At 70.6% G+C, this 21,718-nt stretch carries 18 protein-coding genes; 9 read left to right on the top strand and 9 right to left on the bottom strand.

The features are described 5' to 3' along the window. Nucleotides 1-8 precede the first annotated feature (8 nt). The 4 genes from ACS04_RS08855 (at nt 9) to ACS04_RS08840 (ending at nt 5,050) form a co-directional block, all read left to right on the top strand. Nucleotides 9-1,046 (top strand): agmatine deiminase family protein, encoded by a 1,038-nt coding sequence (locus ACS04_RS08855; protein WP_048475975.1) that lies wholly within the window; start codon nt 9-11, stop codon nt 1,044-1,046. Nucleotides 1,047-1,075: 29 nt separating this feature from the next. After that, a complete protein-coding gene (locus ACS04_RS08850; RefSeq protein WP_048475974.1) occupies nt 1,076-1,684 on the top strand; it encodes a TetR/AcrR family transcriptional regulator in 609 nt (202 codons plus the stop codon). 296 nt (nt 1,685-1,980) lie between these two features. Then, nucleotides 1,981-3,615 carry a citramalate synthase gene (cimA, locus tag ACS04_RS08845; RefSeq protein WP_048475973.1) on the top strand — a complete coding sequence of 545 codons (1,635 nt, stop codon included), beginning with the start codon at nt 1,981-1,983 and terminating at the stop codon, nt 3,613-3,615. An 85-nt stretch (nt 3,616-3,700) separates the two neighbouring features. Continuing rightward, nucleotides 3,701-5,050, top strand: coding sequence for a hypothetical protein (locus ACS04_RS08840; RefSeq protein ID WP_048475972.1), 1,350 nt, complete (start codon nt 3,701-3,703; stop codon nt 5,048-5,050). A gap of 49 nt (nt 5,051-5,099) precedes the next feature. On the opposite strand, the gene ACS04_RS08835 is transcribed toward ACS04_RS08840, so the two are convergent. Then, nucleotides 5,100-5,708, bottom strand: coding sequence for a YceI family protein (locus ACS04_RS08835; protein WP_048475971.1), 609 nt, complete (start codon nt 5,706-5,708; stop codon nt 5,100-5,102). Between the two features lie 265 nt (nt 5,709-5,973). On the opposite strand from ACS04_RS08835, the gene ACS04_RS08830 reads away from it, so the two are divergent. Continuing rightward, nucleotides 5,974-7,557, top strand: coding sequence for an acyl-CoA carboxylase subunit beta (locus tag ACS04_RS08830; RefSeq protein ID WP_048475970.1), 1,584 nt, complete (start codon nt 5,974-5,976; stop codon nt 7,555-7,557). Nucleotides 7,558-7,578: 21 nt separating this feature from the next. Beyond that, a complete protein-coding gene (locus tag ACS04_RS08825; protein WP_048475969.1) occupies nt 7,579-7,782 on the top strand; it encodes an acyl-CoA carboxylase subunit epsilon in 204 nt (67 codons plus the stop codon). 96 nt (nt 7,783-7,878) lie between these two features. On the opposite strand, the gene ACS04_RS08820 is transcribed toward ACS04_RS08825, so the two are convergent. The 8 genes from ACS04_RS08820 to ACS04_RS08785 form a co-directional block, all read right to left on the bottom strand. Further along, the gene (locus tag ACS04_RS08820) at nt 7,879-8,460 is read right to left on the bottom strand and encodes a GTP-binding protein (protein WP_037792108.1); all 582 of its coding nucleotides are present in this window, start codon (nt 8,458-8,460) and stop codon (nt 7,879-7,881) included. Next, nucleotides 8,441-9,001, bottom strand: coding sequence for a DUF742 domain-containing protein (locus ACS04_RS08815; RefSeq protein ID WP_048475968.1), 561 nt, complete (start codon nt 8,999-9,001; stop codon nt 8,441-8,443). The genes ACS04_RS08820 and ACS04_RS08815 overlap by 20 nt, the downstream gene beginning before the upstream one ends. 93 nt (nt 9,002-9,094) lie before the next feature. Next, on the bottom strand, nt 9,095-9,508 hold the full coding sequence (locus ACS04_RS08810) for a roadblock/LC7 domain-containing protein (protein ID WP_008739857.1): 414 nt from the start codon (nt 9,506-9,508) through the stop codon (nt 9,095-9,097). A gap of 10 nt (nt 9,509-9,518) precedes the next feature. Then, complete coding sequence (locus tag ACS04_RS08805) at nt 9,519-12,734, bottom strand: sensor histidine kinase (RefSeq protein ID WP_048475967.1); 3,216 nt, start codon at nt 12,732-12,734, stop codon at nt 9,519-9,521. Between the two features lie 333 nt (nt 12,735-13,067). After that, on the bottom strand, nt 13,068-13,649 hold the full coding sequence (locus tag ACS04_RS08800; protein ID WP_048475966.1) for a GTP-binding protein: 582 nt from the start codon (nt 13,647-13,649) through the stop codon (nt 13,068-13,070). Next, nucleotides 13,630-14,025 carry a DUF742 domain-containing protein gene (locus ACS04_RS08795; RefSeq protein ID WP_048475965.1) on the bottom strand — a complete coding sequence of 132 codons (396 nt, stop codon included), beginning with the start codon at nt 14,023-14,025 and terminating at the stop codon, nt 13,630-13,632. Before ACS04_RS08795 ends, ACS04_RS08800 begins: the two co-directional genes overlap by 20 nt. Nucleotides 14,026-14,175: 150 nt before the next feature. Beyond that, entirely contained in the window at nt 14,176-14,589 is a 414-nt protein-coding gene (locus tag ACS04_RS08790) for a roadblock/LC7 domain-containing protein (protein ID WP_008739864.1), read from the bottom strand. 9 nt (nt 14,590-14,598) lie between these two features. Beyond that, entirely contained in the window at nt 14,599-18,348 is a 3,750-nt protein-coding gene (locus ACS04_RS08785; protein ID WP_048475964.1) for a nitrate- and nitrite sensing domain-containing protein, read from the bottom strand. Nucleotides 18,349-18,914: 566 nt separating this feature from the next. Between ACS04_RS08785 and ACS04_RS08780 the strand changes: the two genes are divergently transcribed. From ACS04_RS08780 to gltX, 3 genes are all read left to right on the top strand, one after another. Beyond that, nucleotides 18,915-19,097, top strand: coding sequence for a hypothetical protein (locus tag ACS04_RS08780; RefSeq protein ID WP_048475963.1), 183 nt, complete (start codon nt 18,915-18,917; stop codon nt 19,095-19,097). A gap of 98 nt (nt 19,098-19,195) precedes the next feature. Then, on the top strand, nt 19,196-19,984 hold the full coding sequence (locus ACS04_RS08775) for a fumarylacetoacetate hydrolase family protein (protein WP_048475962.1): 789 nt from the start codon (nt 19,196-19,198) through the stop codon (nt 19,982-19,984). After that, complete coding sequence (gltX, locus tag ACS04_RS08770) at nt 19,977-21,452, top strand: glutamate--tRNA ligase (RefSeq protein ID WP_048475961.1); 1,476 nt, start codon at nt 19,977-19,979, stop codon at nt 21,450-21,452. Before ACS04_RS08775 ends, gltX begins: the two co-directional genes overlap by 8 nt. Nucleotides 21,453-21,718: the final 266 nt, after the last annotated feature.

Here is a 21,718-nt window from a genome sequence, read left to right as displayed (position 1 = left end):
ACCCTGCCATGACTGCAAAGCCCACGGACCACGGCTTCCGGATGCCCGCCGAGTGGACGCCCCACGAGCGCACCTGGATGGCCTGGCCCAGCCCCAACCCGACCTTCACCAACGAGCGGGAGCTGGCCGAGGCCCGCGAGGCCTGGGGCGCCGTCGCCCGCGCCGTGCGCTCGTACGAGCCGGTGACCCTGGTCGTCTCGCCCGGTGACGCCGAGAGCGCCCGCGCGCTCGTCGGCGAGGACGTGCAGCTGGTGGAGCGCGAGCTCGACGACGCCTGGATGCGCGACATCGGCCCCACGTTCGTCACCAACGAGGCCGGCGAGCTGGCCGCGGTGGACTGGACCTTCAACGGCTGGGGCGCCCAGGAGTGGGCCCGCTGGGAGCACGACTCCAAGGTCGCCCGGCACGTCTCGGACCTCGCCGGCACCCGTACGTACAGCACCCCGCTCGTCAACGAGGGCGGCGCGATCCACGTGGACGGCGAGGGCACGGTGCTCCTGACCGACACCGTGCAGCTGGGCGCCGGGCGCAACCCCGGCTGGACCCGCCAGCAGGTCGAGGAGGAGATCCACGCCCACCTCGGCACCACCAAGGCCATCTGGCTGCCGTACGGCCTGGCCGGCGACTACGGCACCTACGGCACGCAGGGCCACGTGGACATCGTGGCCGCCTTCGCCCGCCCCGGCGTGGTCATGGTCCACACCCAGCCCGACCCGGCCCACCCCGACCACGAGCGCTGCAAGACCATCGCCGCCATCCTGCGCGCCTCCACCGACGCGCAGGGCCGCCGGCTCCAGGTCGTGGAGGTCCCGGCGCCGACCGTGCTGGAGGAGGACGGGGAGTGGGTGGACTACTCCTACATCAACCACTACCTGTGCAACGGCGGCGTGGTGCTGTGCTCCTTCGACGACCCGCGCGACGAGGAGGCCGCGGAGATCTTCCGGGGCCTGTTCCCCGAGCGGACCGTGACCCTGGTCGACGCACGTACGATTTTCGCCGGGGGTGGCGGTATCCACTGCATCACCCAGCAGCAGCCGAAGGTCTGACCTGCGGCGGAACGACGAAGGAGTGGCCCATGGCGGCGGGTGGAGTACGTGCGGTGCGGAAGAACGCGCCGCCGCGCGAGGACGTACTCGTCGCCGCCATGGCCACGATCGCCGAGCGTGGCCTGGAGGGCCTGACCATGGCCGGGCTCGGCCGACAGGTCGGCATGAGCAGCGGCCACCTCCTCTATTACTTCGGCAGCAAGGACGAGCTCCTGCTGCAGACGCTGGAGTGGAGCGAGGCCGCCCTGGGCGCCCGGCGCCGGGCGCTGCTGGCCCGCAGCGGTTCGGCGCGCGAGCGGCTCCAGGCCTACGTGGACCTCTACGTGCCCGAGGAGGCCCGGGATCCGCACTGGACCCTGTGGCTGGAGGTCTGGAACCGCTCGCAGAACGCCGGTCCGCAGGAACGCGAGCGGCAGGCCGCCATCGAGGGCGCCTGGCACCGCGACCTGGTGGCCCTGCTGGCCGAGGGCATCTCGCGGGGGGAGTTCCGGCCCGTGGACCCCGACCGCTTCGGCGCCCGGCTGCGGGCCCTGCTCGACGGGTTCAGCATCCAGGTCGCCGTCGGCCTGCCCGGGATAGGGCGGGGGGACATTCTGGCCCACGTCTCGGAATTCCTCGACGAGGCTCTCGTATCGTGAGACGCGGTGCTCCCGCGGTGAGACGGTGTGACACACTGCGGACGTGCCTGCTCAGCTCATGATTATGGACAGCAGCGCGCCGGTCCGCAGTGGCCGCTGAACCGCGGAAGAACTTCGCGGAAGCGGCCGCAGTGCCCCAGACCCGCGCGCAGACCTCTCGCACCCGCGAGGGGTCTTTTCGTTTCCCGGCTCCACTCCTGCCGGAAGCGGCCCGCGCGCGATGATTGGGGGCAGTGGCGGCAGCCCGCTCTCGGGCGGGCAGTCCGGAACCACTCATCCGACAGGAGTCACTCAGCATGACGACGACAGAGGCGACAGGGCCGGCGGCTCAGCACCCCGCCGACGACGCAGACAGCTTCCACGTCTTCGACACCACCCTGCGCGACGGCGCCCAGCGTGAGGGCATCAACCTCACCGTCGCCGACAAGCTGGCGATCGCCCGGCACCTGGACGACTTCGGAGTGGGCTTCATCGAGGGCGGCTGGCCCGGCGCCAACCCCCGGGACACCGAGTTCTTCGCCCGCGCCCGCGCCGAGATCGACTTCAAGCACGCCAAGCTGGTCGCCTTCGGGGCGACCCGGCGGGCGGGCGGCTCGGCCGCCCAGGACCCGCAGGTACGGGCTCTGCTGGAATCGGGCGCCCCGGTGATCACCCTGGTCGCCAAGTCCCACGACCGGCACGTCGAGCTCGCCCTGCGCACCACCCTCGAAGAGAACCTGGAGATGGTCCGCGACACCGTCTCCCACCTCGTCGCCCAGGGCCGGCGCGTCTTCGTCGACTGCGAGCACTTCTTCGACGGGTACCGGGCCAACGCCGAGTACGCCAAGTCGGTCGTGCGCACCGCCCACGAGGCCGGCGCCGACGTCGTCATCCTCTGCGACACCAACGGCGGCATGCTCCCCGCCCAGGTGACCGCGGTCGTCGCGACCGTGCTCGCCGACACCGGCGCGCGCCTGGGCATCCACGCCCAGGACGACACCGGCTGCGCCGTGGCCAACACCCTGGCCGCCGTCGACGCGGGCGCGACGCACGTCCAGTGCACCGCGAACGGCTACGGCGAGCGCGTCGGCAACGCGAACCTCTTCCCCGTCGTCGCCGCGCTGGAGATCAAGTACGGCCGCCGGGTCCTCCCCGAGGGCGCGCTCGCCGAGATGACCCGCATCTCGCACGCCATCGCCGAGGTCGTCAACCTCACGCCCTCCACGCACCAGCCGTACGTCGGCGTCTCGGCCTTCGCGCACAAGGCCGGCCTGCACGCCTCGGCCATCAAGGTCGACCCGGACCTCTACCAGCACATCGACCCCGAGCGGGTCGGCAACACCATGCGGATGCTGGTCTCCGACATGGCCGGCCGCGCCTCCATCGAGCTCAAGGGCAAGGAGCTCGGCGTCGACCTCGGCGGGGACCGTGCGCTGGTCTCCCGGGTCGTCGAGCGCGTCAAGGAGCGGGAGCTCTCCGGCTACACGTACGAGGCCGCCGACGCCTCCTTCGAGCTGCTGCTGCGCGCCGAGGTCGAGGGCCGCGCCCGCAAGTACTTCCGTACCGAGTCCTGGCGGGCCATCGTCGAGGACCGTCCCGACGGCACCCACGCCAACGAGGCCACGGTCAAGCTGTGGGCCAAGGGCGAGCGGATCGTCGCCACGGCGGAGGGCAACGGCCCGGTCAACGCCCTGGACCGGGCGCTGCGGGTGGCCCTGGAGCGGTTCTACCCCCAGCTGGCCAAGTTCGAGCTGGTGGACTACAAGGTCCGCATCCTGGAGGGCAAGCACGGCACGGAGTCCACGACGCGCGTCCTGATCGCAACGACGGACGGCACCCGCGAGTGGTCCACGGTGGGCGTGGCCCCCAACGTGATCTCCGCGTCCTGGCAGGCCCTGGAGGACGCCTTCACGTACGGACTGCTCCACGCGGGCGTCGAACCGGCCGAGTAGCCGCGGGGCGGGAGCCCCGACGGCGGCCGGTGGGCCTTATGTCCACCTCACACAGAAAAGGGGCGGTTCCGGTAGCGTCTTGACCATGAGGACCAGGCTGATATCCGTACGTCCCGGTCGACTGCTGGCCGCGCTGCTGCTGGCCCTGTCCGCGACCGCGCTGGTCGCCGCCCCGCAGGCGGCGGCGGCCACCGGCCCCGCCGCCGTGGCCGAGGCCCTCAAGCAGGGCCCGGTGTACGTGGACCCCCGCGCCGCGGCGCAACTGCCGAAGGAGCAGGCGGACGCGCTCACCAAGAAGATCAAGGACGCCGGCAAGCCGGTGTTCGTCGCCGTGCTGCCCGCCGGCTCCGAGTTTCCGGCCGACAGCGTGCTGCGTACGGTCCGGACCGAGACCGGCATCACCGGGCTGTACGCGATCCGGCTCGGCGACGGCTTCAACGCGGGCGCCGACCGCGCGGTCATGGCGCCGACCGCGGTGCGCAACCTGACGGACGCGGTGAAGGCCGGCGGTCCCGTGGACGCGGCGACGGAGATCAACAACTTCGTCGACCAGGCGCTGACGCAGGTCAAGGGCCGGGCGCCGGCCTCGTGGGGCGACACGGGCGCGGACGCCGGGACCCCGGTCGGCGGTCTGGTCGCGCTCGGCGCGGTGGCCGTGATCGGCGGCGGCGGTGCGTACGCACTGGTGCGCCGGAACCGGAAGAAGAAGGAAGAGGCGCGGCGCGAGGCGATCGAGAAGCTGCGCGTGGTCGTGGACGAGGACATCACGGCCTTCGGCGAGGAGCTCGACCGGCTGGACTTCCACCCCGGTGAGCCCGGCGCGGACGACGCCATGCGCGGGGACTACGAGAAGGGCCTCGACTCGTACGAGAAGGCCAAGGAGATCATGGCCTCGGTCCAGCACCCCGAAGAGGTCAAGGGGGTCACCCAGGCCCTGGAGGACGGCCGGTTCGCGCTGGCCTGCCTGGACGCGCGCCGTCGGGGGAGGCCGCTGCCCGAGCGCCGTTCGCCCTGCTTCTTCGACCCGCGGCACGGGCCGAGCACGCAGGACGCGCAGTGGTCGCCGGCCGGTGGGGCGGAGCGCACCGTCCCGGTGTGCGCGGCGGACGCCGTGCGGCTGCGTGACGGCAAGGACCCGATGGTCCGGACGGTCGACACGGAGTACGGCCCGCGTCCGTACTACGACGCGGGCCCGGCGTACGGCCCGTGGGCCGGTGGATACTTCGGCGGCGGCATCCTGCCCGGTCTGCTCGTGGGCACGATGCTCGGCTCGATGATGTCGAGCCCCGCCTACGCCTCCGACATGGGGGGCGGTTACGACGGCGGGGACTTCTCCGGCGCCGACTTCAACCCTTCCGACTTCGGGGGAGGGGACTTCGGCGGCGGTGGCGGGTTCGACGGCGGCGGCGGGTTCGACGGCGGGGGCGGCTTCTAGGGGCTGTGCCCCACGGCGCCGCCCCCGGGACCCGGCGGCGTCAGGCGGTTCAGGCCTGCTTGATGGCCGAGATGTCGAAGGTCAGCTTGACCTTGTCGCTGACCATGACGCCCCCGGCCTCCAGCGCGGCGTTCCAGGTCAGGCCCCAGTCGGAGCGCAGGATCTCGGCGGAGCCCTCGAAGCCGACGCGCTCGTTGCCGTAGACGTCGGTGGCCGAGCCGTTGAACTCCAGGTCGATGGCGAGCGGGCGGGTGACGTCCTTGATGGTCAGTTCGCCGGTGATGCGGTACGCGTCGCCGCCGAGCTGGGCCGCCCCGGTGGAACGGAAGGTCATCAGCGGGAACGCCTCGGCGTCGAAGAAGTCGCCGCTGCGCAGGTGGCCGTCGCGGTCGGCGATGCCGGTGTCCACGGAGGCGATCTTCACCTCGATGGAGGCGGCGGAGCGGGCCGGGTCGCTGCCGTCGAGCTGGAGGGCGCCGGAGTAGTCGGTGAAGGTGCCGCGGACGTTGGTCACCATCGCGTGGCGGACGGTGAAGCCGATGCTGCTGTGGGCGGCGTCGATGACGTACTCGCCCGTGAGGGCCGCGAGGGCGGGGTCGACGTCGACGGTGGCGACGGTGGCGGTGGCATCCTGGCTGCGGCGGTTGAAGAGACCCATGATGTGCTCCCTGGTGCTGGGGGGTCCGGCGTGCCCCATGTTGGTTGAACTTTCAACGAGAACGACGCTAGACCTATTCCGTTCAAATTTCAACATCTCGGGGTCGTGTGTCGGCGTTTTGTGGAACCTCCACAAAGGAGAGGGGTCCGGCCTGGTGGTCTCCGCGCATCACGGGGCGGTTCTGTCCGGCCCGGACAGCGGAACACTTCCGAGACTGTGCGGAATCAACGGAGGTTTTTCTCCGACCGCTTCGTAAGGTCGATACATGACCGTTGTGGACCAGACTCCGAGCGAGCCGACGGACGCCCGCGGGCGCGTGGCCGAGCTGCACTCCCTGCGCGAGCAGGCGCGGCGTGGACCCAGTGACCGGGCGACCGAGGCGCAGCACGCCAAGGGCAAGCTGACCGCGCGCGAGCGCATCGCGCTGCTGCTCGACGAGGGTTCCTTCAAGGAGGTCGAACAGCTGCGCCGCCACCGGGCGAGCGGCTTCGGCCTCGAGAGCAAGAAGCCCTACACCGACGGTGTCATCACCGGCTGGGGCACGGTCGAGGGCCGCACGGTCTTCGTCTACGCGCACGACTTCCGCATCTTCGGCGGCGCCCTGGGCGAGGCCCACGCCACGAAGATCCACAAGATCATGGACATGGCCATCGCGGCCGGTGCCCCGCTGGTCTCGCTGAACGACGGCGCCGGCGCCCGTATCCAGGAGGGCGTCTCCGCCCTCGCCGGCTACGGCGGCATCTTCCAGCGCAACACCAGGGCCTCCGGCGTCATCCCGCAGATCTCGGTCATGCTGGGCCCGTGCGCCGGTGGCGCCGCGTACTCCCCGGCGCTGACGGACTTCGTCTTCATGGTCCGCGAGACCTCGCAGATGTTCATCACCGGCCCCGACGTCGTCCGCGCCGTCACCGGTGAGGAGATCTCCCAGAACGGCCTCGGCGGCGCCGACGTGCACGCCGAGACCTCCGGCGTCGCGCACTTCGCGTACGACGACGAGGAGACCTGCATCTCCGAGGTGCGCTACCTCATCTCGATGCTGCCCTCCAACAACCGCGAGAACCCGCCGGTCCACGAGACCTCCGACGCCGCCGACCGGCGCTCGGACGTCCTGCTCGACCTGGTGCCCGCGGACGGCAACCGCCCGTACGACATGCACAAGGTGATCGAGGAGCTCGTCGACGAAGGCGACTTCCTGGAGGTCCACGAGCGCTGGGCCCGCAACATCATCTGCGCGCTGGCCCGCCTCGACGGCCAGGTCGTCGGCATCGTCGCCAACCAGCCCGCCCACCTCGCCGGCGTCCTCGACATCGAGGCCTCCGAGAAGGCCGCGCGCTTCGTCCAGATGTGCGACGCCTTCAACATCCCGATCATCACGCTGCTGGACGTGCCCGGCTTCCTGCCGGGCGTCGACCAGGAGCACGGCGGCATCATCCGCCACGGCGCCAAGCTGCTGTACGCGTACTGCAACGCCACCGTCCCGCGGATCTCGCTGATCCTGCGCAAGGCCTACGGCGGCGCGTACATCGTCATGGACTCGCAGTCCATCGGCGCGGACATCACGTACGCCTGGCCGACGAACGAGATCGCGGTCATGGGCGCGGAGGGCGCCGCCAACGTCATCTTCCGCAAGCAGATCGCGGAGGCCGAGGACCCCGAGGCGATGCGCGCGCGCATGGTCAAGGAGTACAAGGCCGAGCTGATGCACCCGTACTACGCGGCCGAGCGCGGCCTCGTCGACGACGTCATCGACCCGGCGGAGACCCGCGAGACCCTGATCAGCGCACTGGCGATGCTCCGCAGCAAGCACGCCGACCTGCCGTCCCGCAAGCACGGCAACCCGCCGCAGTAGAGCGAAGGAGACCTGCCACCCATGACCAAGACCGCCGACACCCTGCTGCGCGTCGAAAAGGGCAACGCAGCCCCCGAGGAGCTGGCCGCGATCACCGCGATCCTGCTCGCCCGCGCCGCGTCCACCCCCGAGAGCCCCGCGGTGCACCGCATCGGCTCCCAGGCCGGCTGGCGCCGCCTGGAGCGCACCCCCGGCTTCCGCGCCCCGCACAGCTGGCAGGGCTAGCCCAGAAGGCCGGTCCCACCGGTCCGCGCGCGACACAGTGAAAGGCCCCCGCACTCCGAGGAGTGCGGGGGCCTTTCACTGTGCCGGTCGCGGTGCCTACCGCAGGCGGGCCATGAGGGCGTGCTCGACCAGGGTGATGAGCGCGCTCTTGGCATCCGCGCGGTGGCGGGCGTCGGTGGTGATGATCGGGGCGTCCGGCCCGATCTGCAGGGCCTCGCGGACCTCCTCCGGCGTGTACGGCTGGTGGCCGTCGAAGCCGTTGAGGGCGATGACGAACGGCAGGCCGCTGTTCTCGAAGTAGTCCACGGCCGGGAAGCAGTCCGCCAGGCGCCGCGTGTCGACGAGTACGACGGCACCGATGGCGCCGCGGACGAGGTCGTCCCACATGAACCAGAAGCGGTCCTGGCCCGGCGTACCGAAGAGGTACAGGATCAGGTCCTGGTCCAGGGTGATGCGGCCGAAGTCCATCGCGACCGTCGTGGTCGTCTTGTCCCCGGTGTGGGTCAGATCGTCGATGCCGGCCGACGCGGACGTCATCACGGCTTCGGTGCGCAGCGGGTTGATCTCGGAGACCGCGCCGACGAACGTGGTCTTGCCCACGCCGAAGCCGCCCGCCACCACGATCTTCGCGGAGGTGGTGGAGCGAGCCGCTCCGCCGTTAGAGCTTGCGAAGTCCACTGAGCACCCTTTCGAGCAGTGTCACATCTGGCTGGCCGCCGGCAGACTCGTCGCCGCCGGGCTGGTGAATGGCGACAAGGCCCGCCTCCGCCAGGTCGGCGACGAGGATGCGGGCGACACCAAGAGGAATGGAGAGAAGTGCCGAGATCTCCGCGACGGATTTGATCTCCTGGCACAGGCGGCAGATGCGCTGGTGCTCGGGCAACTGCCCTTGCAGGCGCGCCGGATCCGCCGTGGTACTGACCAGCGCCTCGATGGCGAGCTGGTAGCGCGGCCGGGTACGGCCGCCGGTCATCGCGTACGGACGCACCAGCGGGTTGTGCGCCTTGGGGGCCTGCTGCTGCGGAGCCCGAAGGGGCTGCTGCGAGGGCCGGTGGGGCGGCTGGGCCTGCTGGGGCTGGCCGTACGGCTGCTGCTGGTAGGGATTGTGCTCCGGAACCTGCCGGCTCGGAGCGGAGGGGAAGTTGAAGCGGTTCTGGTCGTGCTGCCCACCCTGCGGCTGCTGCGCGCCGCCATAAGGATGTCCTCCGGGTGTTGTCACGTCTCCTCCTCCGACTCCAAGAACGCAGTACTCCCTGTGGAACCGCGCCACCGCACCCTATGGTGCGATGACGCGAAACGCACTGCCTGTTTGCTAGTTGAGAAGACTTCCCTGCAGCTCCGAACGCAGTTCCGGGGTGAGGACACTGCCTGCTCGGTCCACGAGGAGGGCCATCTCATAGCCCACGAGGCCGATGTCGCACTCGGGGTGCGCGAGCACCGCGAGGGACGATCCATCGGAAACGGACATGAGGAAAAGGAACCCGCGGTCCATCTCGACGACGGTCTGGTTGACGGCGCCACCCTCGAAGATGCGGGAGGCTCCTGCGGTCAGCGACGTCAGACCGGAGGCCACGGCCGCCAGCTGGTCGGCGCGGTCGCGCGGGAATCCGTCGGACATCGCCAGAAGGAGGCCGTCGGCGGAGACCACCACCGTGTGGGACACCCCGGGGGTGTTGTCCACGAAGTTAGTGATCAACCAGTTCAGGTTCTGTGCCGCCTGGCTCATCGGGCTCACACTAACGCTCCTGGTCATAGCTGTTACTTGACTGCTCAGAACCCGCGCTGCGTCCCTGCTGGACACCGCGCCGCAGATTGCTCAACCTGCCGCGGACGTCCTCCGGTGCGCGGGAGACCTGGGGGCCGCCCTGCGGGGTCGTCTCCGCCGCGCCCTCGACCAGGTTGGCCTTGGGCACGCGCCGAGGGAGACCGGACGGAGTGACCCCGCCCGCCTTCGGCTCACGGAGTTTGGCGGCCTGCTGCCAGCGCTCGTCGTTGTTCGAGCGCCAGTCGTCGCCGCCGTCCGCACCCTCCGGGGCCTGCTCCGCCCCAGCGGGCCGCTGCTGTCGCTGCGGCCGCTGTGCGAAGAGGGATCCGGAGGACTCCGCTTCCTTCTGCGCCGGCTGCCACTGCTGCTGGCTGCCGCGGCGCGGCAGGCCCGCTCCGGTCACTTGGTGGCCGGTGTCGGCAGCGGCGCCCGGACGGTCGAAGCCTACGCGGTCCGGGGCGGGTTCGGGAGCGGACCGGGGTTCCGATTCGGTCCCGTAGTCCTGCTGGTAGCCGCCGGAATAGCTGGTCTGTTCGGGCCACTCCGCCTGCGGGGACTGGGATGCGTAGCCGGCGTCGTACGCCGGGGCGTCCTGCCGGCCATCCTGGTATCCCGCTTCCGGATAGCCGTAGTCCTGCTGCGGGTACGCCTCGTAGCCCTGCTGGGCCGCCTGGGCCGCCTGGGCCTGCCGGGAGTCGTACGAGCCGTCGTAGCCCTGTTCCGGCTGCTGCTCGTACTCCTGGTACGGCTGGTACCCGTGCTCGGGCTGGGGTTCCGCATACTCCTGCTCGGCGAACTCGCCCTGCTGCTCCTGCCCGTAGCCCACCTGGGCTTCGAGCGCGGCCCGGCGCTCCTGCTGGGCCAGGGAGCGGCCGACCGGGTTCAGCCCGTTGCCCTCGCCGCCCTGCTGACCGGCGCCGCCCGCCTCGTAGCGGGAGTCGTCGAAGCCCAGCTCGGCGGCCGTGCGCATCGGGACGGGCTGCTGGATCTGCTGCTGCGGGATCATCGAGGAGACCGTGAAGTCGTCGTCCGGGATCCCCTCGCCACCACCACCGTGGGTGATCGCGTCCGGGAGCATGACCAGCGACGTGGTGCCGGCGGCCTCGCCCGAGGGGCGCAGCTGGACCCGGATGCTGTGGCGGTCCGCCAGCCGGCCGACCACGAACAGGCCCATGCGCTGGGAGATCGCGGCGTCCACGGTCGGCGGGTTGGCCAGCTTGTGGTTGATGTCCGCGAAGTCCTCGGCGGTGAGGCCGATGCCCTTGTCGTGGATCTCCACCATCACGCGGCCGTCGGGCAGACGCGTGGCATTGACGCGGACCTTGGTCTGCGGGGAGGAGAACGTCGTGGCGTTCTCCAGGAGCTCGGCGAGCAGGTGCACGAGGTCGGTCACGGCCTGGCCGTGGATCTCGGCCTCGGAGACGCCCGAGAGCTCGATGCGCTCGTACTGCTCCACCTCGGAGGAGGCGGCGCGCAGGACGTCGACGAGGGGCACCGGCTGGTCCCAGCGGCGGCCCGGTTCCTCACCCGCGAGGATGAGGAGGTTCTCGCCGTTGCGGCGCATACGGGTGGCCAGGTGGTCCAGGCGGAAGAGGTTCTCCAGCTGGTCCGGATCGGCCTCGTTGTTCTCCAGGTCGGTGATGAGGGTCAGCTGGCCCTCGATCAGCGACTGGTTGCGTATGGAGAGGTTGGTGAAGATCGCGTTGACGTTGCCCCGCAGGAGGGCCTGTTCGGCGGCGAGCCGGACCGCTTCCCGGTGGACCTGGTCGAAGGCGCGGGCGACCTCGCCGATCTCGTCCTGGGAGTTGATCGGGATCGGGGCGACACGGGTGTCGACCTTGCCCGGGTCGGTGCGCGAGAGCTGGTCGACGAGCATCGGCAGGCGCTGCTCGGCGACGTCGAAGGCCGCGGAGCGCAGCCGGCGCATCGAGTTGCTCATCTGGCGGGCCATCAGGGCGGCCAGGATGAACGCGGCGAGCAGGGCGACGACCACGATGGCGCCGGTCAGGATGGCGTCGTTGCGGGCCTCGTCGGAGACGGCGACCGAGTCGGTCACGGCCTTGCCGAGGAGCTCCTTCTCGATCTCGGCGTAGCCCTCGAACTTGGCGGTGGCGCCGGCCTGCCAGGCCTGGGGCGTGGTGCCGTTCGCGATGACCTTGTTCTTGCTCTCGCCGCTGGCTATCGCCTCGGTCATGCCGGTGAGGGCGGAGTTGTTGACGATCGGCGGCGCCTTGAAGGGGGTGCCGGCCTGTTCGGCCGCCCGCTTGGCCAGCGCGAGCTTCTCCGCGCCCTCCTGGGACTTCTTGCCCATGACCTCTTGGAGGCGCTTGACGTCGTCCTCGGTGCCGGCGGCGACGTACTCGCCGATCGCGATGTCCTCCAGGTAGGCGTACGAGGAGAAGGCGACGAGCTGGGCCTTGCGGATGTCCTCGTTCTCGTTCGGGCGCACCAGGAGGTGCGTGCCGACCGAGCGCTGGAGCGAGTTCGCGGCTTTGGCCAGCTCGACCGCGTAGACCATGCGGCCGTAGCTGGTGACGTTGCCGGTGCCCAGGCCGAGTTCGTTGGAGAACGTCATGAGGTAGTGCTGGACCAGCACGTACCCCTCTTCGGTGGGGATGGGGCCGTTCGCGCTCGGCGGGTTCTTCTTCGCCGTCTCCTGCACGGCGTACGCCGACTGGCGGACGGCGGCGAGCTTGGGCTCCTCCTGGTGGAAGAGCTCAAGGCGGCGCTCCAGCCCCGAGTTCGAGGGGAGGTCCTTCGCGGCCTGGGCGAACTTCTCCTTGGCCGCGTCGGTGGCGGCGTACGCCTTCGTGACGGCCTGGTTGTTCCGGTCGCCCTTGAGGAGGGGCTCGGCCGTCAGGTCGCGCTCATTGAGGAGGGCCTGGCCGTATTCGGCCGCCGCCTGGACGATGCGGGCCGTCTTCTCGGCGTCCTTGGCCTCGTTCCAGCGGTCGACGGATCCCTTGACCTGGAAGCCGCCCATCACCAGTCCGACGAGGACGGGGACGAGCAGGATCGCGTTCAGCTTGGTGGGCACACGCCAGTTGCGGGGGGAGAACCTGCTGGTGCTGCCGCTCTTCGCCGGCGGGTCGACGGGTACGTCGACGGGCGACGTCCCCCCACGCTGCGGCGGGGTGAAGTTGCCGCGCGCGGGTTCATCCGCGGGGCTTGAGTTGCTTCGCCTCACTCGACCAACAACCTTCCGGCGGTGCTACTAGCTAGTTGGTTGAATTCCAGCACGCTCGACGGCCGTGTTCCAAACAGTTGGAATCAGCCATTCCCCGAGCCTTATGTCACGCATAAAACGGACATAAAGAGCGAGCTGCGGCAAAAATGGAGCCGGTTGTGAGCGCAGCGGCATCACCCGACCGCACCCTGTGTCCAAGTGGCTCCAATTCACTGTCGAAACGTTATGAACCGACAGGGCGGGCCGTGTCCTATGACACAGCCCGCCCTCTCTACGTTGTGAAGAACCCGTGGTACTTGGGTGGTGCCCCTTGAGAGCCGTCGCCCGGGTGTGTTACTTGAGTCGGGCCATGAGGGCGTGCTCGACGAGCGTGATGAGCGCGCTCTTGGCGTCCGCCCTGTGGCGGGCGTCGGTGGTGATGATCGGGGCGTCCGGTCCGATCTGCAGGGCCTCGCGCACCTCTTCGGGGGTGTAGGGCTGGTGTCCCTCGAAGCCGTTGAGGGCCACGACGAACGGCAGCCCGCTGTTCTCGAAGTAGTCGACCGCGGGGAAGCAGTCGGCGAGCCGGCGGGTGTCCACGAGCACGATGGCACCGATGGCGCCGCGAACGAGGTCGTCCCACATGAACCAGAAGCGGTCCTGTCCGGGGGTTCCGAACAGGTACAGGATGAGGTCCTGGTCCAAGGTGATGCGGCCGAAGTCCATGGCGACCGTCGTGGTCGTCTTGTCCCCGGTGTGGGTCAGATCGTCGATGCCGGCGGACGCGGACGTCATGACGGCCTCGGTGCGCAGCGGATTGATCTCCGAGACGGCCCCGACGAACGTGGTCTTGCCCACGCCGAACCCGCCCGCCACCACGATCTTCGCGGAGGTGGTGGAGCGGGCGGTTCCGCCATTAGAGCTTGCGAAGTCCACTGAGCACCCTTTCGAGCAGCGTTACATCCGGCGTGCCGCCGGCCTCTCCATTGCCCGGCTGGTGGATGGCCACCATTCCGGCCTCGGCCAGGTCGGCGACGAGGATCCGGGCGACACCGAGCGGCATCGACAGCAGTGCGGAGACCTCCGCGACCGACTTGACCTCGCGGCACAGCGTGCAGATGCGCTGGTGCTCGGGAAGCAGGCCGGACAGGTGCATCGGATCGGCCGTGGTGCTGACCAGCGCCTCTATGGCGAGCTGGTAGCGGGGCCGGGTCCGGCCGCCGGTCATCGCGTACGGGCGAACGAGCGGCTGATCGCCTTCCGAGTACGACGAATCGCCGTACGAGTCGGAGTAGGCGGGGGGCGGGGTCATTGATCCTCCGGGCTGGACAGCAGTGGTCAGCGTGCCGTCTGACGGGGCGGCCGGTGGGGGGACGGTATGACGGCCTGGCGGTGGTACTGGGTTCCGGGGCGGGCCCCCGGTCCCCCGGCCGGAAGTACCGTCCGGCCGGGAGATGTGGCGTCAGATGAGCAGGCTTCCCTGCAGTTCCGCGCGCAGGTCCGGGGTCAGGACGCTGCCGGCGCGGTCCACGAGGAGGGCCATCTCGTAGCCGACGAGGCCGATGTCGCACTCGGGGTGCGCGAGCACGGCCAGGGAGGATCCGTCCGAGACGGACATGAGGAAGAGGAATCCCCGGTCCATCTCGACGACGGTCTGGTTGACGGCGCCACCCTCGAAGATGCGGGAGGCTCCTGCGGTCAGCGACGTCAGACCGGAGGCCACGGCCGCCAGCTGGTCGGCGCGGTCGCGCGGGAAGCCTTCGGACATCGCCAGAAGGAGGCCGTCGGCGGAGACCACCACCGTGTGGGACACCCCGGGGGTGTTGTCCACGAAGTTGGTGATCAACCAGTTCAGGTTCTGTGCCGCCTGGCTCATCGAACTCAACTAACGCTCCTGCTGGTAAGTGGGGTCGATGTGGTAACTGCCGGTCGCCGGGCCGTTGTTGCCGGCCTGACGGCCCTGCTGGATACCCCGTCGGAGGTTGGTCAGACGGCCGCGGACGTCGTCCGGAGCTCGCGAGACCTGCGGGCCCGACTGTGCGTCGGACTGCTGCTGCGCGGTGCCGGCCACGAGGTTCGCCCGCGGTACCCGGCGGGGCAGCCCCGAGGTGGTGATGCCGCCGGCGGCGGGCTGGCGCACGCGCTCGGCCTGCCGCATCAGCTCGTCGTTGGGCGAGGACCGCCAGCTGACGGTCGGCGAGCTGCCGGTCGTCGCCTGGGCGGGCTCGGCCACGGGCTCCTGGCCGCGCTGCGGCAGCGGCTGCTGCAGGCGCTGCTGGGGAGCCGGAGCCGGGACGCTCTGCTGCGGCTGCTGGGGAACCGGCGCCTGCCCGGGGGCCTGCGGGCCCTCCTGGTGGAACCAGTTCGACTCCAGCGTGTCGAAGATCGGGCTGCGCTCGTTGCCGGAGCTCGGGGCAGGCGGCAGTGCCTCCGGCTGATGGGCCTGCGGCAACTGCGGAGCCTGGGGCTGCTGAGGCTGCTGCGGCGCGAATCCGCCGACACCGGGACCGCCGGGCCGCGGGGCCTGGAAGTCCGGACGGGCGAACTGGCCCGTGGTGGAGGGGTCCACGCCACCGCGCGGCTCCGGGCGCTCGAACTGCCCGGTGGTGGACATGTTCTGGCCGGCCGGGGGCAGGGGGGTCCGTACGTCGGGACGCTCGAACTGGCCGGTGGTGCTCTGGCCGGCCGGCGGGCGCGGGGCGTTGAAGTCCGGACGGGCGAACTCGGCCGTCGAACCGGGGCCCGAGAGCTCGTCGTGGCCGCGCGGGACCTCGTGGCCGCCGTGGCGCGCCTGGTCGGCGCCCCAGCTGGTGGTCTGCGGGATCCCGGCGGGACCGCCGCCCGTACCCGGAAGCTCCGGACGCGGGGCGCCACCGCGCGGCGGCAGCTGCGGCCGGGAGCCGCGCGGCGGGCCGGCGGGGGCCTGCACCGAGGGGACCGGGCCCGTCGGGGCGGGCTGCTGCTGCGGGTTCTGGGGACCCTGCGGGTTCTGCGGGCGCTCGAAGCCGTTGCCCTGCGGGAACCCGCCCTGGCCGGAGCCCGCGGGCGCGGGCATCGGACGGGAGCCGGGACCGCCGGCCGGACCGCGGCCCGGCAGCGGTGCGCCGCCGCCGAAGGCGCCGTCGGCGAAGCCGCCCTGGCCCTGGGAGGTCGGGGCACCCGGCATGCCGGTCGTCCCCGGACCGCCCTGCGGGCGCGCGTTCGGGCCGCCCTGCTGCGGACGCGTACCGGGACCGCCCTGCGGGCCGGCGGAGCCGTCGCGACCCGGCAGCGCGGCACGCTGGCCGCCGCCGGAGACCTGGCCGCGCTGCTGGCCGGCGCCCACGGGCTGGCGTGCGCCGCCACCCGGGACCGAACCCTGCGCGGAAGCACCCGGGCCGCCCGGCATGCCCTGCGGGGCACCGGAGCCCGGCGCGCCGGGGCCGCCCTGGCCCGGCATCGGACCCGGCTTCTTGCCGCCCTGGGCGACGTCCACCGGCAGCATGACGAGAGCCGTCGTACCGCCCGAGTCGGAGGGGCGCAGCTGGATGCGGATGCCGTGTCGCAGGGACAGGCGGCCGACCACGAACAGACCCATGCGGCGGGAGACGGAGACGTCCACGGTCGGCGGCGACGCGAGCCGCTCGTTGATCGCGGCGAGGTCCTCGGGGGAGAGGCCGATGCCGGTGTCGTGGATCTCGACGAGCACGCGCCCGTCGGGCAGCGCGTGACCGGTGACCTTGACCTTGGTCTGCGGGGAGGAGAACGAGGTGGCGTTCTCCAGCAGCTCGGCGAGGAGGTGCACGAGGTCGTTGACGACGCGGCCGGCGACGTCGGTGCCGGGCACCGACGCGAGTTCGATGCGCTCGTACTGCTCCACCTCGGACGCCGCGGCGCGGAGCACGTCGACGAGCGGGACGGGGCGGGTCCACCGGCGGCCCGGCTCCTCGCCCGCGAGGACGAGGAGGTTTTCGCCGTTACGGCGCATACGGGTCGCGAGGTGGTCGAGCTTGAAGAGCGAGGACAGCTGGTCCGGGTCGGCCTCGCGCGACTCCAGCTCGGAGATGAGCGAGAGCTGGCGCTGGATGAGGCCCTGCGAACGGCGCGAGAGGTTGGTGAACATCGCGTTGACGTTGCCCCGCAGGAGGGCCTGCTCGGCGGCGAGGCGGACGGCCTCGCGGTGCACGTCGTCGAAGGCCGCGGCCACCTGGCCGATCTCGTCGCGGGTGTGCAGGCCGACGGACTCCACGGAGGTGTCCACGTCCTGCGGGTCCGACTCGGAGAGCTGCTTGACGAGCTCGGGCAGACGGTCCTGGGCGACGCGCGTGGCCGTGTCCTGCAGGCGGCGCAGCGAGCGGATCATGGACCGGGCCATGACGAAGGCGCCGACGAGCGAGACACCGAGGACGAGGAAGATCAGGGCACCGTTGATGATGGCGTCCTGCTGCGAGGAGTTCTTGAGCTCGCGGGCCTTCTGCTCCATGTCCTCGAGCAGGGTCAGCTCGATGACCTTCATGGCCTGGATCTTGTTGTCGTCCGCGTCGTACCAGTCGAGCCAGGACCGGTACTGCGTCTCCTTGGCGAACTGGCCCTGGGTCGACAGGACGCGGCGCGCGTAGTGGTCGGACTTGCCGATTTCCGCGTTGCCGTCGCCGAGCGCGGCGAGGAGCTCCTCGGGCTTGCCCTGGTAGACGAGCTCGAAGGTCTTCTTGGACTGGCTCTCGCCGCGGAGCGCGGAGAGGGCGTACAGGCGGTCGTTCTCGGTCAGCGTGGTCCCGGTCTGGCCGCTGTCGGGGAGCGAGGCGGCGATGACTGCGCGCTGGATCGAGGCGTACTCCTTGGCGGAGGAGAAGGCCGCCAGGGCGCGCGTGCGCTTGATCATCTCCGGGTTGGAGGTGGCCTGCGCCATGTCCTGGGAGAGCGAGAGGAGCGAGACGATCAGCGCGTTGTACTCGGTGACGGTCTGCTGGGCGCCGTTCTGGTAGGCCTTCTTGCGGATTTCCTCGATGCCGGTGAGCTGGCGGCCGATCTGCAGGATGTTGTTGCGGATCGACTTGAGGGTCTCGTCCTTGTCCTCCGCGCTGTCGACCTTGTCGGTCGCGGCTTCGAAGGCCTTCGCGGCGGCGTCGGTCTGGTCGCGTACACCCACGACGAGGCTGTTGGGCTTGCCCGACCTGTCGGCCGACAGCGGACCCGCCGACTTGTCCCGCTCCTCCTGGAGCATGGCGGCCAGGTTGGTGGCCTGCCGGGTCATCGTCGTGAGCAGCTGCATGTGTTCCAGCTGGCTGATGTCGTTGAGCGAGTCGTTGATGCGGAAGCCACCGAGCGTGGTGGCGGCGACGACGGGCAGGGTCAGCAGCGACACGAGTCGCGTGCTGATGCGCCAGTTCTGCATGGCGAAGCGCGCACCGGGGCCGCTGGGGGCCTTCGGTATCGCCACGTCCTTGTCGGCCGGCTCTTCGCTCTTCGTCTTGCCCCGGGGCTTGAGGCGAGCCTTCCCCTTCACCGCGTTCACCGTGGTGGAGGAGTCGGGGCCGGCGCCTTCGACAGCCGGCCCGCGGTTCTGGGCGTGCTGGGGCGAGGAGCCACGGTCGGTCCCGCCGCGCGGCTCCTGCTCCGCCGCAGCGCTGCCATCCCTCTTGAATCGTCCCTGCACTAGCGTCGCAACCTCTGGACCAGGCGTCCCGCCGGGCGACCGGTGGGACGGTGTCGAGTCGTGGGGCGTTCCCGCCCCATGGTGGTCGTCGGTGACCGGCGCGTCTCCCTCTCCTTGCCGCCGCGCGCGGCGCTGTCTCGCGCCACCTGCGCGCCGGCTGTTTCCCGCGGCGGTCCCGCGAATTCCAGCACAGTGGCGGATCTCCAACAAGGTGCGCGTGTCGGCCCGGAGCATCGGTGACGGAATGCGATGGGAAGGTGACGCGATGTGGGCCGTCTTTCGGGATGAAACGGACTTACGTCGACTAAACGCGGCGGCTGGCAAGGTGTCCCAGTCGAGATGATCAGCAGCGGAATGGCTGATTCAGTGGCGCAATGTCCCTTTCGCCCCCGGAAATTGACTGCCCGTTATGCCTGAATTGCCGGGTCACGGGTGAGCAAACTCACACAGCCATGGCCATTACTTCCCGGTTGAGCCGGGGAATCGGATGTTTAGCCTTGCCCTTTACAGGGTTGAAGGATCCGACAACCCCCCACCCGACGACCGAGCCGAGGGCCCGAAACACCGTGAAGACGACGATGATGTTCCGCAACATAGCCAACCCCCGCCGCACCACCCTCGCGCACCTCAAGGACGCCGAAGAGCTGCAGGCGGTCGAGGCCCCGGAGCACGCCGTCGAGCTGCCCGCCCAGACCGCGAACCCGCGCCGCACGATCCTGATGGACGCCCCGGTCGCCGCGGCGCAGTAACCCTCCCGGCAAAAGGAGCGCGAAGCGCCGCTGCCCGCCGCGTTAGCCTGGACACGCAGACTCCAGCCAGCGGAAATACAGAGGGGCAGACGCAACACGTGCGCATCGCCAGGTTCTCCATCGACGGCAATGTCGCGTTCGGCGCGGTCGAGGGCAGCACTGCCCCCGGCGCCGAGGGTGAGCTCGTCCTCGACATCATCAAGGGCATCCCGTTCGCGGACTTCGAGCTGTCCGGCACGAAGGTCCCGCTGAGCAAGGTCCGGCTGCTGCCGCCCGTGCTCCCCAACAAGGTCGTGGCCATCGGCCGCAACTACGCGGAGCACGCGGCGGAGCTCGGGAACACCGTCCCCGAGACGCCCATCACCTTCTTCAAGCCCTCCACCTCGGTGGTCGGCCCGGGCGACCCGATCACGTACCCCTCCTTCTCCCAGGACCTCCACCACGAGGCGGAGCTCGCCGTGGTCATCGGCCGCATGTGCCGCGAGGTCCCCAAGGAGCGCGTCAAGGACGTGATCCTCGGCTACACCTGCGCGAACGACGTCACCGCGCGCGACGTCCAGCAGCGCGAGAAGCAGTGGGCCCGGGCCAAGGGCTTCGACAGCTCCTGCCCCCTCGGCCCCTGGATCGAGACCGACCTCGACCCGGGCGACCTGACCATCCAGTGCACCGTCAACGGCGAACAGCGCCAGCTCGGCCGCACCAGTGACATGGTCCGCTCCATCGAGGACCTGATCGTCCACATCACCGAGGCCATGACGCTGCTCCCCGGCGACGTCATCCTCACGGGGACCCCGGCCGGAGTCGGCCCCCTCAACGTCGGCGACGAGGTCGCCGTCACCATCGAAGGCATCGGCACTCTCACCAACAAGGTGATCAAGCGTGGCTAACGCGAACTACCGCGTCCGTTTCTGTCCCTCCCCGACCGGCAACCCCCACGTGGGCCTGGTCCGTACCGCCCTGTTCAACTGGGCGTTCGCCCGGCACCACGGCGGTACGTTCGTCTTCCGCATCGAGGACACCGACGCGGCGCGCGACTCCGAGGAGTCGTACGAGCAGCTGCTCGACTCGCTGCGCTGGCTCGGCTTCACCTGGGACGAGGGCCCCGAGGTCGGCGGCCCGCACGCCCCGTACCGCCAGTCCGAGCGCATGGACATCTACGCGGACGTGGCCCAGCGCCTGCGTGACGGCGGCTACGCGTACGACTGCTACTGCACCACCGAGGAGCTGGACGCGCGCCGCGCCGCCGCCCGCGCCGCCGGCAAGCCCTCCGGGTACGACGGCCACTGCCGCAATCTCACCCAGGTGGAGCTGGAGGCGTACCGGGGCGAGCACCGCCCCTCGATCGTGCGCTTCCGGATGCCCGACGAGCCGATCACCTTCACCGACCTGGTCCGCGGCGAGCTGACCTTCACCCCGGAGAACGTGCCGGACTTCGGCATCCTGCGGGCCAACGGCGCGCCGCTGTACACGCTGGTCAACCCGGTCGACGACGCGCTGATGCAGATCACGCACGTGCTCCGCGGCGAGGACCTGCTCTCCTCCACCCCCCGCCAGATCGCGCTGTACAAGGCGCTGATGGAGATCGGCGTCGCCACCGCCGTCCCGCAGTTCGGCCACCTGCCGTACGTGATGGGCGAGGGCAACAAGAAGCTCTCCAAGCGCGACCCGGAGAGCTCGCTCAACCTGTACCGCGAGCGCGGCTTCCTCCCCGAGGGCCTGCTGAACTACCTCTCGCTCCTCGGCTGGTCCTTCTCCAAGGACCAGGACGTCTTCTCCATCGAGGAGATGGTGGCGAAGTTCGACATCGACGGCGTGAACGCGAACCCGGCGCGCTTCGACCTCAAGAAGGCCGAGGCGATCAACGCCGACCACATCCGCCTGCTGGACCCGAAGGCCTTCGCCGACGCCTGCACCCCGTGGCTGCGGGCCCCGCACGCCAACTGGGAGCCCGAGGACTTCGACCCCGAGGCCTGGGCGGCCATCGCGCCCTACGCCCAGACCCGTGTGACCGTCCTCTCGGACATCACCGCCAACGTCGACTTCCTGTTCCGCAAGGAGCCGGTCGAGGACCAGGCGTCCTGGGACAAGGCGATGAAGGGCGAGCCCGCGGCCCTGCTCACCACCGCCCGTGCCAACCTGGAAGCCGCCGACTGGAGCGACCCCGAGTCCCTCAAGCAGGCCGTCCTGACCGCCGGCGAGGCCCATGGCCTCAAGCTGGGCAAGGCCCAGGCCCCGGTCCGCGTGGCCGTCACCGGCCGCACGGTCGGCCTGCCGCTCTTCGAGTCCCTCCAGATCCTCGGCAAGGAGCGCTCGCTGGCCCGCATCGACGCGGCCCTGGCGAAGCTCGCCGCGTAGGCACCACCCGTACGTCCTCTCGGGGGGCGGCGGCCGGGACACCCCGGCGGCCGCCCCCCGAGGCGTTGTCCGGGCGCCTGCGGACGGCCGCGCGCGGATCCGTGTCCGCGGCGCGGACATCCGCGAACCCCTTCGGCCGCGCCCCGCGATGTCGTAGCGTCGCAGGTATGCCGATCCGCGCCGTGCTGTGGGACATCGACGACACCCTGTTCGACTACACCGGGGCGGACACGGCCGGCCTCGCGCGCCGGCTCGCCGAGGAGGGC

Source organism: Streptomyces roseus (assembly GCF_001044425.1).
GTDB classification, from domain to species: domain Bacteria; phylum Actinomycetota; class Actinomycetes; order Streptomycetales; family Streptomycetaceae; genus Streptomyces; species Streptomyces roseus.
The sequence above is the reverse complement of the archived record's forward strand: the minus strand, read 5'-3'. Positions and strand labels throughout refer to the sequence as shown.